The following is a 16,859-nucleotide window of genomic DNA, read 5'->3' as shown; positions in this document are numbered from 1 at the left end:
CAATCGGGGGTATGAAGAAGCCCATCGTCTACACCCGCGGCCAGGCACTTGCCGGCATCCTTGAAAAGCGCATCGCCATCCTCGACGGCGCCATGGGCACGATGATCCAGCGCTTCAAGCTCACCGAGGAGCAGTACCGCGGCGAGCGCTTCAAGGACTTCGAGCGCGACGTGAAGGGCAACAACGAGCTGCTCTCGCTCACGCGCCCCGACGTGATCCGCGACATCCACGAGGCCTACCTGGCCGCCGGCGCCGACCTGATCGAGACCAACACCTTCGGCGCGACCACCATCGCGCAGGAGGACTACAAGATGGCGCACCTGGCGCGCGAGATGAACCTCGAGTCCGCCAAGCTCGCGCGCGCGGCCTGCGACAAGTTCAGCACCCCCGACAAGCCGCGCTTCGTGGCCGGCGCCCTCGGCCCCACGCCCAAGACGGCGAGCATCAGCCCCGACGTGAACGATCCCGGCGCGCGCAATGTCGACTTCGAATCGCTGCGCGCGGCCTACTACGAGCAGACCGAAGCGCTGGTCGAAGGCGGCGCCGACGTGATCCTGGTCGAGACCATCTTCGACACGCTCAACGCCAAGGCCGCGCTGTTCGCGGTGGACGAGTATTTCGACAACAGCGGGCAGCGCCTGCCGCTGATCATCAGCGGCACCGTGACCGACGCCTCGGGCCGCATCCTGAGCGGGCAGACCGTCACCGCCTTCTGGCACAGCGTGCGCCATTCGCAGCCGCTGGCCATCGGCCTGAACTGTGCGCTGGGGGCCGCGCTGATGCGCCCGTACATCCAGGAGCTGGCGCGCGTGGCGGGCGACACCTTCATCAGCTGCTATCCGAACGCGGGCCTGCCCAACCCCATGAGCGACACCGGCTTCGACGAGACGCCCGACGTCACCTCGCGCCTGCTGCACGAGTTCGCGGCCGCGGGGCTGGTGAACATCGTGGGCGGCTGCTGCGGCACCACGCCGGACCACATCGCGGCGATCGGCAAGGCCGTGGCGCCGGTGTCGGGCCGCGCGCTGGGCAGCAACAGCGCCGGCTTCTACCGCGAAGCCGCCTGAATTTGGCTCGCCCCCAGGCTTCGCACACTTCGTGTCGCTTCTCCTCCCCCTACCGGGGGCAACACCTGAGGCCCGGCGAAGCCGGTCATGTGGCTCGCCCCCAGGCTTTGCGCACTTCGTGTCGCTTCTCCTTCCCCCTGCCGGGGGCAACACCTGAGGCCCGGCGAAGCCGGTTCCTCGGTGTTTCGCGAATAAGAGTTTGGGCTGATTGACGGGTTTTCGTGGTGCGCCTAGGCTGGGCGCAAGGAGCATTTCATGAACCCGAACACCTGTCGCTGGATCGGCATCGGCGCGCTGGCCGTGGTCCTTCCCCTCGCGGCTCAGGCGCAGCAGGCCTTCACACGCGGCGCCGTCAACCTGCGCGCCGGCCCGTCGGGCGACTATCCGATGGTGGCGCGGCTCGCGCCGGGCCAGCCGCTCGAGGTGGTCGGCTGCACCAATGGCTACGGCTGGTGCGACGTGGTGCTGCCCGACGGCGGGCGCGGCTGGGTCTGGTCGCGCAACCTCGACTACGCCTACCAGGACCAACGCGTGCCGCTGGCCACCTACGGCGCGGTGATCGGGGTGCCGATCGTCGGCTTCGCGATCGGCAGCTACTGGGCAAACTACTACCGCGACCGGCCCTGGTACGGCGACCGGCGCTGGTGGGGAAATCGGCCACCGCCGCCGGTGGCGGGCTGGCGTCCACCGCCGCCGGTCAGGCCGGGGTGGCAGCCGCATCCGTGGCAGCCCGGGCCGGGGTTCCGGCCACCAGGCCCGGGCTTTCGCCCGCCGCCAGCGCCGGGGTTTCGTCCCCCGCCGGCGCCGGGGTTTCGCCCGCCGGCCGACCCGGGGTTCAGGCCGCCCCGGCCGCAGCCGGGCTTTCGTCCCGGACCGCCGCCGGGCAGGCCGCACCCGGGTGGCGGCGGTGGGCGCCCACACGGTGGCGGGCCGGGAGGCGGCGGCCACGGTGGCGGCGGGCACGGCGGGGGCCATGGCGGCGGCCACGGCCGGTGACGCACCCGGGCGCTAGAGCCCGCCGGTCTTCACGCCGCACTCCCCCGCCGCCCGGCGGTTGCGCGCAATCAGCGCCACGAAGCGCTGCGCGCCCAGCCCGAGCGGCCGCTCTCGCGACCAGACCACGTCGACCCACAGGTCCAGCCCGTTGCTGAGGTTCTCGAACGGAATCTCGATCAGCGCGCCGGCCGCCACGTGCGGCTTGGCGAAATTGCGCTGCAGCCAGCCCCAGCCCAGCCCGGCGGTAATGAGGCTCAGCGCGGCCAGCGCGTTGTCGGTGCGCCAGACGTGGCGCGCGAACACGAAGCGCGGGTCGCTGGTGGTCAGGTCGCGCCCGGCCACGACGATCTGCCGGGTGTTCGTCAGGTGGTCCTCGCGCAGCCGGCCGCCGTTGGTGGCGAGCACGGGGTGGTCGGGCGCGATGACCGCCACCATCAGGTCGCTGCCCACCTCCTGAAAGCCTTCGCGGCCGTCGAGGCTGGGGCGCTCGAACACCAGGGCCAGCTGCGCGCGGCCGCTGTGCAGCAGCGCCAGCGCATCGGCCTGCGGCGCGGCCAGCACCTCGACCTGCAGCAGCGGGTGCTCGCGCGCCAGTTCGGCCAGCGGGCCGCTCCAGGGGGCGGCCAGCAGCTCGGGCGCGATGGCCAGCGTCAGCCGGTCTTCCAGCCCCTGCGTGAGCGCCAGCGCCTGCACCTGCAGTTGCCGCAATTGGGAGGCCAGCAGCCGCGCCTGGGGCTCCAGGGAGCGTGCGGCGGGCGTGGGCTGGGGCTCGCGGCCGCTGCGGTCGAACAGCGGCAGGTCGAGCTCGGCCTCCAGGTTGGCGATGGCCATGCTCACGGCCGACGGCACCTTGCGCAGCGCCCGCGCCGCCGCCGAGAAGGAGCCGTGGTCGATCACGGCCAGGAAGACCTCGACGTTGTCGCTGGAGAAAGCCATTGGCGCTCGACCTATCAATAAAATTGAAACAAGTTAACTTTTTATATCAGCGAATGACACATAAAGTCCAGTCATCGCAGTCACCAACCAAGAGAAGAAGTCATGCAGGGCATTCAACGTCGCATCGTCTACATCAGCCTTTATGAGGGCATCGCCATCGTCGCGGCCAGCGCGGGGCTGGCCTTGATGACGGACGCCGGGCTCGGTCATTCGGGCATGCTGGCGGTGGGCGCCTCGGTCATCGCGGTGATCTGGAACCTGGTCTTCAATGCGCTGTTCGAGCGCTGGGAATCGCGCCAGGCCGTGCGCGGGCGCAGCGTGCGCCGCCGCATCGCCCACGCCATCGGCTTCGAGGGCGGGCTGATCGCCTTCCTGGTGCCGATGTTCGCCTGGGGCCTGGGCGTGTCGCTCTGGCAGGCGCTGGTGATGGACCTGGGCCTGGTGGTGTTCTTCCTGGTCTACACCTTCGTCTTCAACTGGGCCTTCGACCGTGTGTTCGGCCTGCCGGCATCGGCAATGGGCGAGCCACAACCGGCGTAAGCCTGCGCTTACTTAGCCGCCATCGGGAATCGGCCGTCGCGGCCGGCAGCGCGCATGGCCAAGGCACCGCTCTGCCGCGGGCGCCCGGTGCCGTTGATCGAGTTGGACACAGGCGAAGCCGGGAACTGGGGTTTTCCCCGGCCCCATTCGAATCGCCCTAAAATGCGGCCCTTCCCAAGGAGCGTTGCAGCGGTGGGCCTCACAGGCCGGCCGTCAGGCTTGGGGCGACAACGACGCTCGCCTGTTCGACTCTTCCGCAGGTGAGGCCATGTCCCAGATTTCCGCTCCAGCTACCCCCGATTCCGCGCCCCTGGCGCCCCCGCCCATGAAGCTGTCCGGCCTCGAACCGGTCGCCATCGGCGAGGGCACGCTGTTCGTCAACATCGGCGAGCGCACCAACGTCACCGGCTCCAAGGCCTTCGCGCGGATGATCCTGAATGGCCAGTTCGAAGAGGCCCTGGCCGTCGCGCGCCAGCAGGTCGAGAACGGCGCCCAGGTGATCGACATCAACATGGACGAGGCCATGCTCGACAGCAAGGCCGCCATGGTCCGCTTTCTGAACCTGATTGCCAGCGAGCCCGACATCGCGCGCGTGCCGGTGATGGTCGACAGCTCGAAGTGGGACGTCATCGAGGCCGGCCTGCGCTGCATCCAAGGCAAGGGCATCGTCAACTCCATCTCCATGAAGGAGGGGGTCGACAAGTTCAAGCACGAGGCCAAGCTGGTGCGCCGCTACGGCGCCGCCGCGGTGGTCATGGCGTTCGACGAGAAGGGCCAGGCCGACACCTACGCGCGCAAGGTCGAGATCTGCGAGCGGGCCTACCGCATCCTGGTGGACGAGGTGGGCTTCCCGCCGGAAGACATCATCTTCGACCCCAACATCTTCGCCATTGCCACCGGCATCGAGGAGCACGACAACTACGCGGTCGACTTCATCAACGCGGTTCGCTGGATCAAGCAGAACCTGCCGGGCGCCAAGGTGTCGGGCGGCGTGAGCAACGTGAGCTTCAGCTTTCGCGGCAACGACCCGATGCGCGAGGCCATCCACACCGTGTTTTTGTACCACGCCATCCAGGCGGGCATGGACATGGGCATCGTCAACGCGGGCATGGTGGGCGTGTACGACGACCTGGAGCCCACGCTGCGCGAGCGCGTGGAAGACGTGGTGCTCAACCGCCGCCCGGACGCCGGCGAACGCCTCGTCGAAGTGGCCGAAACCGCCAAGAGCGGCGCCAAGGACGAAAGCAAGCGCCTCGAATGGCGCGGCACGCCCGACAACCCGGTGCACGTCAACCAGCGGCTGTCGCACGCGATGGTGCACGGCATCACCGACTTCATCGTCGAAGACACCGAAGAGGCCTACCAGCAGATCCTGGCCAAGGGCGGCCGTCCGCTGCACGTGATCGAAGGGCCGCTCATGGACGGCATGAACATCGTGGGCGACCTGTTCGGCGCCGGCAAGATGTTCCTGCCGCAGGTGGTGAAGTCGGCGCGCGTCATGAAGTCGGCCGTGGCCCACCTGCTCCCCTACATCGAGGAAGAAAAGCTGCGTGACGAAGCGGCTGGCCGCGACGTGCGCACCAAGGGCAAGATCATCATCGCCACCGTCAAGGGCGACGTGCACGACATCGGCAAGAACATCGTCACCGTCGTGCTCCAGTGCAACAACTTCGAAGTGGTGAACATGGGCGTGATGGTCCCGTGCCACGAGATCCTGGCGCGCGCCAAGGTCGAGGGCGCCGACATCGTGGGCCTGTCGGGCCTGATCACGCCGAGCCTGGAAGAGATGCAGTTCGTGGCCGGCGAGATGCAGCGCGACGACCATTTCCGCATCAGGAAGATTCCGCTCATGATCGGCGGCGCCACCACCAGCCGCGTGCATACGGCCGTGAAGATCGCGCCGCACTACGAGGGCCCCGTGGTCTACGTGCCCGACGCCTCGCGCAGCGTGAGCGTGGCGCAGAGCCTGCTGTCCGACCAGGCCGCGGCCTACATCGACGAGATCAATGCCGACTACGACAAGGTGCGCACCCAGCACGCCAACAAGAAGCAGGTGCCGCTGTGGCCGCTGGCCAAGGTGCGCGCCAACAAGACGCCCATCGACTGGTCGAACTACACGCCCCCCGTGCCCAAGTTCATCGGCCGGCGCGTGTTCAAGAACTACGACCTGACCGAGCTCGCCAAGTACATCGACTGGGGCCCGTTCTTCCAGACCTGGGACCTGGCCGGCCCGTTCCCCGCCATCCTGAAGGACGAAGTCGTTGGCACCGAGGCCGTGCGCGTGTATGCCGACGGCCAGCGCATGCTCAAGCGCCTGATCGAAGGCCGCTGGCTCAGCGCGGCCGGCATCGTCGGCTTCTGGCCGGCCAACACGGTGAACGACGACGACATCGAGCTCTACACGGACGAGACGCGCAGCGAGGTGGCGCTCACCTGGTACGGCATGCGCCAGCAGACCGAGAAGCAGGTCATCGACGGCGTGATGCGCCCGAGCCGCTGCCTGGCCGACTTCGTCGCGCCCAAGGCCAGCGGCCTGAAGGACTACGTGGGCATGTTCGCCGTCACCGCTGGCCTGGGCGTCGAGAAGAAGGAGAAGTACTTCATCGACGACCTGGACGACTACTCGGCCATCATGCTCAAGGCCCTGGCCGACCGCCTGGCCGAGGCCTTCGCCGAGTCGCTGCACCACCGCGCGCGCACCGACCTGTGGGGCTATGCGGCCGACGAGGGCCTGAGCAACGACGAGATGATTGCGGAGAAGTACCGCGGCATCCGCCCCGCGCCGGGCTATCCGGCCTGCCCCGACCACAGCGTGAAGGGCCCGATGTTCGACCTTCTGGCCTGCGCGGACATTGGCATGACCCTGACGGAAAGCCTCGCTATGATGCCCGCCGCCAGCGTGAGTGGTTTCTACCTGAGTCACCCCGATGCGACGTACTTCAACGTCGGCAAGATCGGGCACGACCAGTTGCAGGACCAGGCCGCGCGGCGCAAGCAAAGCGAAGCCGAGCTCGAGCGCATGCTGGCGCCCAATCTTTGAAGGTCCTTTGAACCTGCCGGCCGGCGTGGCCGCCCGGCACCGGGAGTTGTTATTCAGAAGCTGATGTTTGCAGCCGCGCACTACGCGGCATTGGCGGTCTTCGTCTTCAGCTGCTGGGGTTATGGCCGCGCACTGCTGGCCCGCCTGGCGCCACCGCCGCGCCGCGACCGGGGGCTCGAAGCGGCCATGGCCGTGGCGCTGGGCATGGGCCTGTTCATCTGCGCCTTCCAGGCGCTGGCCATCTTTGGCGCCTTCAAGACCGGTGCCACCGTGGCCCTGGTCGCCGCGGGCTTCGTGGCAGCGGCGGTCCAGTTGCCACCCTGGCTTCGCCAGCGGCGTGCCCTGCGGGCCAGCGAGCCTGCCGCGGCGCCGTGGACCTACGTCGAGCGCATTGCGATGATCGCGCTGGCCCTGGTCGCGATGCCCGCGCTGGTCGCGCCGCTGGCCCCGCCGATCGCCTTCGACGAGCTGATGTACCACCTGCCCTATGCCCGCCAGGTGGCGCAGCAGGGGGCGCTGGGCATCCACGACTGGTTGCGCTACCCCTGGTTCCCGTACAACTACAACCTGCTCTATGCCGCCGCGCTGCAGGTGAGCGACGACGTGCTGCCGCACTTTCTCAATGCCTTGGCCGGTGCGCTGTCGGTGACGATGATCTACCGGCTGGGCATGCTGCATGCCAACCGGCTCACGGCCTGCATCGGCGCGGCCATCTGGCTGGGGCTGGGCGACTATTCCAACGCGCTGATCGACATGGGCGTGGCGCTGTTCGTGCTGTCGGCCTGCGTGGCGCTGTGGTGGTGGCGCGAGTCGGAGCCGGGCCTGCCCGCGCGCATCGGGCACGGGGCCCACGGCGGCCTGCGCTGGCTCGGCGTGGCCGCGTTCTTTCTCGGCGTGGCCGCCGGCTCGAAGTACCAGGCGCTGATCTTCCTGCCACTGGTGGCGCTGTTCGTCGTTCGCCACGAGCGCCGTCCCAAGGCCTGGGCGCTGGTGTTCGGATGCTTCCTGCTGCCGTGCGTGTACTGGTACGCGCGCAATGCCGTCATGACCGGCGACCCGTTCAATCCCATCGGCGCGCGGGTGTTCGGCTTCACCGAATGGACGCCGGCCGACTACGTGCAGCAGGTGGCGGACGTGCGCGATCACGCGGCGCTGCCCAACGCGCTGCTCTGGGCGGTGTTCTTTGCGCCGTTCAGCGTGTGGTGGAAGCGCTCGGCCGCGGTGCGCGCCGCCGGCTGGTTCTGCCTGTACTCGGTGGTGGTGTGGGTCGTGACCTCGCGCTACCCGCGCTACCTGACGGCCTCGTTCCCGCTGCTGGCCGCCATCGCGGCCATCGGCTGGCAGGTGCTGTTCGGCTGGGCCGCGGGGGGGGTGCGGCGCCTGTTCGGTGCGCGGGAGCAGTCCGGCGCCGACGCAACGGCGAAGGGGGCCACAGGTGCGATGAGCCGCGACACCGCGCGTTCCGGCGCCCGCATGGCCGACTGGGTGCCCGTGCTGCTGCTGGCCGTGCTGGCCGCCGTGTCGGTGCGCCAGACCGCGGTGAAGGTCGCGATGATCTCCGTCACGCCCGAGGCGCGCGAGGCCTTGCTGCGCCAGCACGTGCCCGGCTACGCCGTCATGGACTACCTGCGCCGCAACGCCACCGGCCGGGTCTACCAGATCGCGCTGAACGAGGCCATCTACTATGGCCCCAACCCCATCTGGGGCGACACCCTCGGGCCGTGGCGCTACACCGATTTCGGAGCCCTGTCGGGCGGTGACCTGGCACGCAAGCTCGGCGGCCTGGGCTTTACCGCGGTCGTGCTGCCGAACGCCGTGGTGCCGGTGTTCAGCGCGCGCGTCGACTTCGACAGGTACTTCGCGGTGCAGTACGAGCAAGACGGCAGCCGGGTCTACCGTATCCTTCCTGCCGCACCATGACCGACATCGAAGCCTCCGCCTCCCACCGCAGCAACGCGCTGCGCATCGCCGTGGTCATCCCCTGCTACAACGAGGCGCTGGCCATCGCCCAGGTGGTGACGGGCTTTCGCGCCGCGCTGCCCGGGGCCCAGATCCACGTCTTCGACAACAAATCGAGCGACGACACGGCATCCGTGGCGCGCGCGGCCGGCGCCGTCGTCACGCACGTGGCCTTGCGCGGCAAGGGCAACGTGGTGCGGCGCATGTTCGCCGACGTCGAGGCCGACGTGTACGTGATGGTCGACGGCGACGCCACCTACGACGCCGGCGCGGCCGGCCGGCTCATCGAGCGCCTGGTGGCGGACAACCTCGACATGGTGGTCGGCAACCGCGTGGACGACGGCCACGACGCGCACACCTACCGCGCCGGCCACCGCCTGGGCAACCGCATGCTCACCGGCGCGGTGGCGCAGCTGTTCGGCGGTGCACTCACCGACATGCTCTCGGGCTACCGCGTGTTCTCGCGGCGCTATGCCAAGTCGTTCCCGGCGCTGTCGCGCGGCTTCGAGACCGAGACCGAACTCACCGTGCACGCGCTCGAACTGCGCATGCCCTACGCCGAGGAAAGCACGGCCTACAGCACGCGCCCCGAAGGCTCGGTGAGCAAGCTGTCGACCTACCGCGACGGCTGGCGCATCCTCAAGACCATCTGCAAGCTGTTCGTGAGCGAGCGGCCGCTGCAGTTCTTCTCGATCATCGCGGCGCTGCTGGTGCTGCTGTCGATTGCGCTGGTCGTGCCGCTGCTCATGACCTACCTGCACACCGGCCTGGTGCCGCGGCTCCCCACGGCGGTGCTGGCCACCGGTGCGATGCTGGGCGCGATGCTGTCCTTCGTGTGCGGCATCGTGATGCACACCGTGACGCTCGGGCGCCAGGAGGCCAAGCGGCTGCGCTACCTGGCGATTCCCGGGGTGCGGGAAAGCGCTTCGCGCACTGCGCGATGAAGATCGGGCGCGAGTTCCTCTCCTTCGCCGTGGGTGGCGTGATCGGCTTCGTCGTCGACGTGGTGTTGCTCTACCTGCTGGCGCCGCTGCTGGGCTGGTATGGGGCGCGCGTGGTGTCGTTCCTTGCGGCGGCCACCACCACCTGGGTGTTCAACCGGCGCTACACCTTCGCGGCCAGCGCATCGGCGGGCGGCGCATCGGTCTGGCGCGAGTACCTGGCCTACCTGTCCACCATGGCCGCCGGCGCGGTGCTGAACTACGGCGCCTATGTGCTCGTGCTCCATTGGGTGGAGGGCCGCTGGGCGGCCGCCGTCGGCGTGGCGGTGGGCAGCCTGGCCGGCATGAGCGTCAACTTCCTGTCGGCGCGCTACCTGGTCTTTCGCTCGCACCGCGGCGGCTGAGGCCGCCGGGCGCAAAAGCCTTCAGGGCGCTTAGTGCGCGCCTGAAACCACCACCGGAATCTCTGTCGCGGGCGGCGTGTTGCGGCTGCGGCCCGAGCGCACGATGCCGTCGATCATCACCATGCCCACGCCCGGAATGTCGCCCAGCTGCACGCTTTCGAGCAGGCCCGGCGCGGGCGAATGCTGCGCACGGTCCATGAAGACGAAGTCGGCGTCGCGGCCCACCTCGATCAGCCCGCAGTTCAGCTTGCGGATGCGTGCCGTGTTGCCGGTGGCAAAGCAGAACACCAGCTCGGCCGGGATGTTCGCGATGGACGACAGCATCGCCACCATGCGCAGGATGCCCAGCGGCTGCACGCCCGAGCCCGCGGGCCCGTCGGTGCCCAGGATCACGCGGTGCGGGCACTTCAGTTCCAGCGCCGCCTTGGCCGCGGCAATGGCCACCTTCTCGTTGCCGTTGTGCACGATCTCGATGGCGCGCGTGCTCTTCTCGCACAGCTCGCACACATGCGCCTCGGGCAGCGAGGTGTGGCCGCCGTTGATGTGGCCGATGATGTCGGCGTCGGCCTCCAGCACCACGTCCTTGTCGATCAGGCCCGAGCCCGGAATCGACGGGCCGCCCGTGTGGATGGTGCTCTGGATGCCGTACTTGCGCGCCCACGCCACCATCTCCTTGGCCTCGTAGCCGGCCTTGACCGAACCCAGGCCCACTTCGCCCAGCAGGCCCACGCCGGCTTCGGCGAGTTCCTTGAAGTCGCTCTCGACCATGCCCTTCTCGATGACGGGCGCGCCCGCCAGCACCTTCACGCCGCCGGGGCGGAAGTTGTCGAAGGCGCGCTGCGCGGTGATGGCCAGCGCCTTCAGGCCGACGATGTCTTTCGGTCGGCCGGGCAGGTGCACCTCGCCGGCCGAAATCATGGTCGTCACGCCGCCGTGCATGGTCGAGTCGATCCAGCCGATCTGGCCCTGGCGCGGCGTCCAGTCGCCGAACACCGGGTGCACGTGGCTGTCGATCAGGCCTGGCGCCACGCAGGTCTTGCGCGCATCGATGACGGTCTGCGCGCCTTCGAGGTCGCAGTCCTTTTCCTTGCCGACCGCCACGATCAGGCCGTCGTTCACCACGATGGTGTCTGCGTCGAGGATGGGCTTGTCGATGTCGCCCGAGAGCAGCAGCCCTATGTTCTTGATGACGACCTTGCCCGACTTGCCGCCGGCTGCGATTTCTGCCATTTCGATGTGTCCTCGTGGGGTGGGGGAGTGGTGTTGTTGTCTTGCGGCTCTTGCAGCTGCTCGTCTGCGCGCACGGTGCGCAGCAGCGTCTCGATCACGAAGTCTTCCCAGTGCGTGACGGCTTCCGGCGACTCCATCGGCTCGCCGAGGAAGGCGGTGAGCGTGTGACGGTTCGAGGTGTAGAAATAACCCGTGGACGCGATCAGCAGGTAGATGTCGCGCGCCACCAGGTCCTTGCGGAACAGGCCCTGGGCGGCGCCGCTGGCCAGGATTTCCGCAAGGATGGCCACCGCGCGCGACGAATACTCGCGTGCGCGCAGCGACTTCGAAATGTGCCGGCCCTTGTGCAGGTTCTCGGTGTTCAGCAGCGTGACGAACTCGGGGTTCTTGCGGTAGTAGCCCAGCACGAAGCGGATGACTTCGGTGAGCGCCTCCACCGGGCGCGTGGCGTCGAGCGCAATCGCCGCCTCGGCGTCGTCCATGCGCTTGTAGATGCCTTCGAGCACCGCAATGAACAGGCCTTCCTTGCTGCCGAAGTAGTAATAGATCATGCGGTCGTACGACTTGGCGGCCTTGGAGATCTTCTCCACGCTGCCGCCGTCGAAGCCGTACTTGGCGAACACCTTGGTCGCCGATTTCAGGATGCTGTCGCGCGTGGCCTGGGCCGCCGCCTCGCGCACGCCGGTGCGGCGCTGGGGCTTGGTCTTGGGTGCGGAGCGGCTGTCGGCCATCGGGCGCGCGAGGTCCTGCTTATTTCTCGGCGAAGGCGCGCTCGACCACGAAGTCGCCCGGCGTGCTCGTGTTGCCTTCCTTGAAGCCGCGCTTCTCCAGGATGTGCTTCAGGTCGACCAGCAGGCCGGGGCTGCCGCACAGCATGACGCGGTCTTCCTCGACATTGAGCGGGGGCAGGCCCAGGTCGTCGGTGAGCTTGTTGCTCTCGATCAGGTCGGTGATGCGGCCCTGGTTGCGGAACTCCTCGCGCGTGACCGTGGGGTAGTACAGCAGTTGCTTTTCGATCATCTCGCCCAGGATCTCGTGCTTGGGCAGGTGGTCGGTCACGAGGTCGTGGTAGGCCAGCTCGTCGACCTGGCGCACGCCGTGCACCAGGATGACCTGTTCGAACTTCTCGTAGGTGTCCGGGTCGCGGATGATGCTCATGAACGGTGCGAGGCCGGTGCCGGTGCCGAACAGGTACAGGCGCTTGGCCGGCAGCGTGTAGTCGATCAGCAGCGTGCCGGTGGGCTTGCGGCCCACGATGATGGTGTCGCCCACCTGGATGTGCTGCAGCTTCGAGGTGAGCGGGCCGTCCTCGACCTTGATGCTCAGGAACTCGAGGTGCTCCTCGTAGTTCGGGCTCACGATGCTGTACGCGCGCAGCAGGGGCTTGTTGTTGACCTTCAGGCCGATCATCGTGAAATGACCGTTCGAGAAGCGCAAGGCCGGGTCGCGCGTGGTGGTGAAGGTGAACAGGCGGTCGGTCCAGTGGTGGACGCTGAGGACGCGTTCTTCGCTGAATGCACTCATACGGAACTCAAGAGTTGGTTGGAAACAAGGGAGGTTGGCTGAGCCGACGTGCACGCCCTTGGGGCGAAAACAGTCGGCCGGCTCCGAACCCTCCATTGTCGTTGGTCGGAAAAACCCCGATGGATACCGCGAGAAAACACCATTGCAAGCATCGGGCCCGTTTGCTACATTGATCGCGAATGTAGTGAACGCAACATGAAAGTGTAGGGAATGCTACACAAACGGAAGTCGCCGCACAAGCGGGCAGACGGCACGTTTGTTGCAACGATCCGTGCACCCGATTCGTCGTTCACACATGCCCGACACGCCCCACGAGATCGCCCCGATGACAGAACACACCAAGACAGATGGCCTCCCCGGCATGGACATGCCCGTGCCGGCCGAAGCCGGCGCCTTCGGCAAGGCGCCGCTGCGCAACGAGCGCATGAGCACGGCCAAGGTCGAGTGCAACGCCTGCCCGGTGCTGTGCCAGATTTCCGACGGGCGCACCGGCGCGTGCGACCGCTACGCCAACAAGGAGGGCGTGCTGGTGCGCGTCGATCCCGTGGTGCTGCTGCGGCGCACCGTGCAAGGCGAAGCGCCGGCGCTGGTGCCCTTCAATCGTTCCGGCGTCGAAGCCGCGGATGCGGATGCGGCCGCCGCCGACCCCGACTGGAACGGCGACCTGCTGCACGCCGACGAGGTCTTCGTCACCGGCGTGGGCTCGTCCACCACGTATCCCGACTACAAGCCCGCGCCCTTCATCGTGGCCTCCAAGGCGCAGGGTGTGGACATGGTCACCGTCGTCACCGAAGGCATCTTCAGCTACTGCAGCTTCAAGGTGAAGATCGACACCGACCGCTTCCTCGGCTCCGAGCAGGCCAACGTGCGCTACCGCGGCGAAGTGGTGGGCCATGTCACCACGGCCGAGTACGGCTCGCAGATGCTGTCGCTCGGCGGCGTGCACCACCTCACCGGCGGCAGCAAGAAAGAGGGCCGCATGACGGCCGAGCTGATGCAGCTGCTGGGCAACAAGAAGGCGGTGGAGTGCACCATCGACGGCGGCTCCACCCTTGTCATCCAGGCCGGCAAGGCGCCCGTCGTCAACGGCGTGGAAGAGCAGCGCATGCGCGTGGGCTGCGGCTCGGCCGCGGTCGGCATCTTCGCGCGCCAGTTCGCGGGCGTGGCCGACGAGGTGGTGGTGGTCGACGACCACATCACCGGCGTGCTCACCGAGCACCAGGCCGGCCGCTGCCTCGACATGGCGCCCTCGGGCATCCAGATGCTGGGGCGCAAGTCGACGCCGGGGCGCTACTTCCAGGTGGCCAACCCGGGCAACGGCTGGGGCGGCACCGACATCGCCGATCCGCTGTCGATCATCGAAGGCTGGGAAGAGGGCGTTGCGCGCCCGGGCTTGCGGCTGCTCATGACATCGACCACCGGCGAGCACGCGCAGTGGTACGTGCTCGACGAGGCGCTCCAGCCGGTCGAACAACCCATGCCGGTCGAAGTGAAGCGCATCGTCGAGCGCATCGGCGAGAACTGCGAACCATCGCTGTGCACCGTGCTGTTCCTCGGTGGTGCGGGCGGCAGCCTGCGCGCGGGCGTCACCGAGAACCCGGTGCTGCTGACGCGCGCCATCAAGCGCGCGCTGGTCAACGTGACGTGCGGCGGCGCACCGGCCTATGTGTGGCCCGGCGGCGGCATCACCGTGATGGCCGACGTCATGCGCATGCCCGACAACAGCTTCGGCACCGTGCCCACGCCGGCCATCGTGGCGCCCATCGAGTTCAGCATGCGGCGCGACGACTATGAGGCGCTCGGCGGCCACATGGAACACATCTTCCCGCTCGAGCAGGCGCTCGCACGCGGTGCGTGGCAGGAAGACGGCGCGCCGCTCGCACGCCAATGGCTCGCGATGGACGATGCCAACCCGTGGCCGCTCGGCCACGCCCCCATGCTGGGCTGATCATGTCTGCCCAACGCACGGCGCTCGACAAGAACCGCTGGCACTTCAACCACGGCCCGATCGACATCGTGGCCGAGGCGCATGGCGACCCGTACGCCGTCGCGGCCGCGCACGACGCGGCGTGGGCGCGCTTTGGCCACGTGCTCGACGAACTGGTGCGCGAGCTGCCGCTGCTGCGCCTGCCCGTCACAGACAGGTTGCGCCCGCGCAGCGTGGTCGCACGCCGCATGTGGGACGCCTGCGCCGCGTTCTCGCCGACCTTCATCACGCCGATGGCGGCCGTGGCCGGGTCGGTGGCGCAGGAGCTCATTGCCTTCTACCAGCGTCCCGGCATCGAGCGCGCCTGGATCAACAACGGCGGCGACATCGCGCTGCACCTCGCGCCCGGCCAGTCGGCGCGCGTGGGCGTGTTTTCCGACCTCGCTCGCTTCGACTGGCGCGACCACGTCGGGGACGCCGGCGGCATCCTCACCACCGACGGCCAGTTCGAACTGCAGGCGGACCAACCGGTGCGCGGCGTGGCCACCAGCGGCTGGCGCGGGCGCAGCTTCTCGCTGGGCATCGCCGACAGCGTGACGGTGCTGGCCCCCACCGCGGCGCAGGCCGACGCGGCCGCCACCGTGATCGCCAACGCCGTCGACGTGGACGACCCGGCCATCGCGCGCCGCCCCGCGAGCGCATGCAAGGACAACAGCGACCTCGGCGACACCCTGGTGACCGTCGATGTGCCCGCGCTGGCCCCCGCGCAGGTGCGCGACGCACTCGATACGGGCGTGGTCTGCGCCAAGGTCCTGCAAAAAGGCGGGCTCGTGTGGGCCGCTCTGCTCGTTTGCCAGGGGCAGTGGCGACTTGTCGAGCCCTTATGCTCCAAGGCGCTCAAGGCAGAGCTGCCAAAGACAGTTGGTTCAGTATTTGCTTAACGAAAAGCAAGGTTCTTTTTCATGATCGAAATACGTCGCGTCTTCACCCATGTCGAGCACATCCACCACGAGTTCGGTCCGCGTGCCGACACGCCGCTGGTGCGCGGTGCCATCGGCGCGGTGCTGACCAATCCCTTCGCCGGCCGCTACGAGGCCGACATCCTGCCCATGATGGCCTTGCTCGACCCCGTGGGCGTCGACATGGCGCACCGGCTGCACGCCGCCATGGACGTGCAGCTCGAGCAGATCGCCACCTACGGCAAGGGCGCCATCGTCGGCGCCGACGGCGAACTCGAGCACGGCGCGCTGTGGCACGTGCCCGGCGGCTACGCCATGCGCGAGCTGCTCGGCTGGAAGGGCGATCGCGCCGCGTACACCGCGGGCAAGGCCGAAGCCAAGACGGGGCAGCCCGGCAATGCGCTTTCCATCGTGCCGTCGACCAAGAAGGTTGGTGCGCCCGGTGCCACGCTCGACGTGCCGCTGACCAACATCAACGCCAGCTACGTGCGCGGCCAGTTCGACGCCATCGAGGTGCGCGTGCCCGGTGCGCCGGCCGCGGACGAGATCGTCTTCATCCTCGCGATGAGCACCGGCTACCGCGTCCACGCACGCGTCGGTGGGCTGCTGGCCAAGGACATCAGCAAGTGGGACGGCCTGCGCTGACCCGTACAGAGACAAGACAAGGAACACACAGAACATGACCGCCAACATCCGCAAGCTCGTCATCCAGGTCGACGAAATCCGCAAGGAAATGGGCCGCGACGTGTCGCCGCCCACGCGCCGCGCCGTTGCCATCGCCGTCATCGAGAACCCCTACGCCGGGCGCTACAGCGAGAACCTCGACGAACTCATCGCCATCGGCGAGGAGCTCGGCGCGCTGCTCGGGCAGAAGGCGGTGAAGGCGCTGGGCATCGAGCCCGGCCAGGTGCAGAGCTACGGCAAGGCCGCCATCGTCGGCGAGCGCGGCGAGCTCGAACACGCCGCCGCCATCCTGCATCCCAAGCTCGGCGCGCCGCTGCGCGTGGCGGTCGAGAAGGGTGCGGCGCTCGTGCCTTCGGCCAAGAAGCAGGGCACGCTGGGCACCGCCATCGACGTGCCCCTGGGCCATAAAGACGCCGCATTCGTGCGCAGCCACTTCGACGCCATCGAGGCCCGCGTGTCCGACGCGCCGCGCGCCAACGAAATCGTGGTCGCCGTCGCCGTCACCGACAGCGGCCGTCCTCTGCCGCGCATCGGCGGACTGCAGGCCAGCGACATCAAGGGCGAAGACGGCCTGCGCTGAGCCGCCGTTATCTCGCTTCCATCTTCTCGCCACCCTTCACGCCGTTTCCCCTTTCTCTTTCGATCCCAAGGA

Annotated in this window: 15 protein-coding genes and 1 riboswitch; of the genes, 11 read left to right on the top strand and 4 right to left on the bottom strand. The window is 68.3% G+C overall.

Annotated features, from left to right (window positions below):
* Nucleotides 1-11: 11 nt before the first annotated feature.
* The gene (locus AC1DJH_RS22560; RefSeq protein ID WP_478187231.1) at nucleotides 12-1,067 is read left to right on the top strand and encodes a homocysteine S-methyltransferase family protein; all 1,056 of its coding nucleotides are present in this window, start codon (nucleotides 12-14) and stop codon (nucleotides 1,065-1,067) included.
* 255 nt (nucleotides 1,068-1,322) lie between these two features.
* Nucleotides 1,323-2,063, top strand: coding sequence for an SH3 domain-containing protein (locus AC1DJH_RS22555; protein ID WP_478187230.1), 741 nt, complete (start codon nucleotides 1,323-1,325; stop codon nucleotides 2,061-2,063).
* Between the two features lie 12 nt (nucleotides 2,064-2,075).
* Here the strand turns inward: AC1DJH_RS22555 and AC1DJH_RS22550 are convergent, their stop codons facing one another.
* Entirely contained in the window at nucleotides 2,076-2,999 is a 924-nt protein-coding gene (locus AC1DJH_RS22550; protein ID WP_478187229.1) for a LysR family transcriptional regulator, read from the bottom strand.
* Between the two features lie 102 nt (nucleotides 3,000-3,101).
* Here AC1DJH_RS22550 and AC1DJH_RS22545 point away from each other — a divergent pair, with 102 nt between their 5' ends.
* From AC1DJH_RS22545 to AC1DJH_RS22525, 5 genes are all read left to right on the top strand, one after another.
* Nucleotides 3,102-3,539 carry a PACE efflux transporter gene (locus AC1DJH_RS22545; RefSeq protein WP_435441457.1) on the top strand — a complete coding sequence of 146 codons (438 nt, stop codon included), beginning with the start codon at nucleotides 3,102-3,104 and terminating at the stop codon, nucleotides 3,537-3,539.
* Nucleotides 3,540-3,709: 170 nt separating this feature from the next.
* Nucleotides 3,710-3,785, top strand: a riboswitch (S-adenosyl-L-homocysteine riboswitch).
* 79 nt (nucleotides 3,786-3,864) lie between these two features.
* A complete protein-coding gene (gene metH / locus AC1DJH_RS22540) occupies nucleotides 3,865-6,579 on the top strand; it encodes a methionine synthase (protein WP_478187228.1) in 2,715 nt (904 codons plus the stop codon).
* Between the two features lie 63 nt (nucleotides 6,580-6,642).
* On the top strand, nucleotides 6,643-8,499 hold the full coding sequence (locus tag AC1DJH_RS22535; RefSeq protein WP_478187227.1) for an ArnT family glycosyltransferase: 1,857 nt from the start codon (nucleotides 6,643-6,645) through the stop codon (nucleotides 8,497-8,499).
* Nucleotides 8,496-9,482 carry a glycosyltransferase gene (locus tag AC1DJH_RS22530; RefSeq protein WP_478187226.1) on the top strand — a complete coding sequence of 329 codons (987 nt, stop codon included), beginning with the start codon at nucleotides 8,496-8,498 and terminating at the stop codon, nucleotides 9,480-9,482. The genes AC1DJH_RS22535 and AC1DJH_RS22530 overlap by 4 nt, the downstream gene beginning before the upstream one ends.
* Nucleotides 9,479-9,883, top strand: coding sequence for a GtrA family protein (locus tag AC1DJH_RS22525; RefSeq protein ID WP_472114293.1), 405 nt, complete (start codon nucleotides 9,479-9,481; stop codon nucleotides 9,881-9,883). Before AC1DJH_RS22530 ends, AC1DJH_RS22525 begins: the two co-directional genes overlap by 4 nt.
* Before the next feature lie 30 nt (nucleotides 9,884-9,913).
* Here AC1DJH_RS22525 and AC1DJH_RS22520 read toward each other — a convergent pair whose 3' ends face one another.
* The 3 genes from AC1DJH_RS22520 to AC1DJH_RS22510 are packed head-to-tail and all read right to left on the bottom strand — an operon-like array spanning nucleotide 9,914 to nucleotide 12,637.
* A complete protein-coding gene (locus AC1DJH_RS22520; RefSeq protein WP_478187225.1) occupies nucleotides 9,914-11,113 on the bottom strand; it encodes an amidohydrolase family protein in 1,200 nt (399 codons plus the stop codon).
* A complete protein-coding gene (locus tag AC1DJH_RS22515) occupies nucleotides 11,059-11,844 on the bottom strand; it encodes a TetR/AcrR family transcriptional regulator (protein ID WP_478187224.1) in 786 nt (261 codons plus the stop codon). The genes AC1DJH_RS22520 and AC1DJH_RS22515 overlap by 55 nt, the downstream gene beginning before the upstream one ends.
* Before the next feature lie 19 nt (nucleotides 11,845-11,863).
* Nucleotides 11,864-12,637, bottom strand: a complete 774-nt coding sequence (locus AC1DJH_RS22510; RefSeq protein WP_042576926.1) for a ferredoxin--NADP reductase — start codon at nucleotides 12,635-12,637, stop codon at nucleotides 11,864-11,866.
* A 325-nt stretch (nucleotides 12,638-12,962) separates the two neighbouring features.
* On the opposite strand from AC1DJH_RS22510, the gene AC1DJH_RS22505 reads away from it, so the two are divergent.
* Genes AC1DJH_RS22505 through AC1DJH_RS22490 form a run of 4 tightly spaced genes read left to right on the top strand, consistent with a single transcriptional unit; the run spans nucleotide 12,963 to nucleotide 16,787 of the window.
* Complete coding sequence (locus AC1DJH_RS22505) at nucleotides 12,963-14,585, top strand: 6-hydroxynicotinate reductase (RefSeq protein WP_478187223.1); 1,623 nt, start codon at nucleotides 12,963-12,965, stop codon at nucleotides 14,583-14,585.
* A 2-nt stretch (nucleotides 14,586-14,587) separates the two neighbouring features.
* On the top strand, nucleotides 14,588-15,505 hold the full coding sequence (locus AC1DJH_RS22500; RefSeq protein ID WP_472114280.1) for a UPF0280 family protein: 918 nt from the start codon (nucleotides 14,588-14,590) through the stop codon (nucleotides 15,503-15,505).
* Nucleotides 15,506-15,526: 21 nt separating this feature from the next.
* Complete coding sequence (locus tag AC1DJH_RS22495) at nucleotides 15,527-16,168, top strand: amino acid synthesis family protein (RefSeq protein ID WP_472114278.1); 642 nt, start codon at nucleotides 15,527-15,529, stop codon at nucleotides 16,166-16,168.
* A gap of 34 nt (nucleotides 16,169-16,202) precedes the next feature.
* Nucleotides 16,203-16,787 carry an amino acid synthesis family protein gene (locus AC1DJH_RS22490; protein WP_478187222.1) on the top strand — a complete coding sequence of 195 codons (585 nt, stop codon included), beginning with the start codon at nucleotides 16,203-16,205 and terminating at the stop codon, nucleotides 16,785-16,787.
* The last annotated feature ends 72 nt before the right edge of the window (nucleotides 16,788-16,859 follow it).

Source organism: Variovorax sp. 10N412, assembly GCF_056394985.1.
The sequence above is the reverse complement of the archived record's forward strand: the minus strand, read 5'-3'. Positions and strand labels throughout refer to the sequence as shown.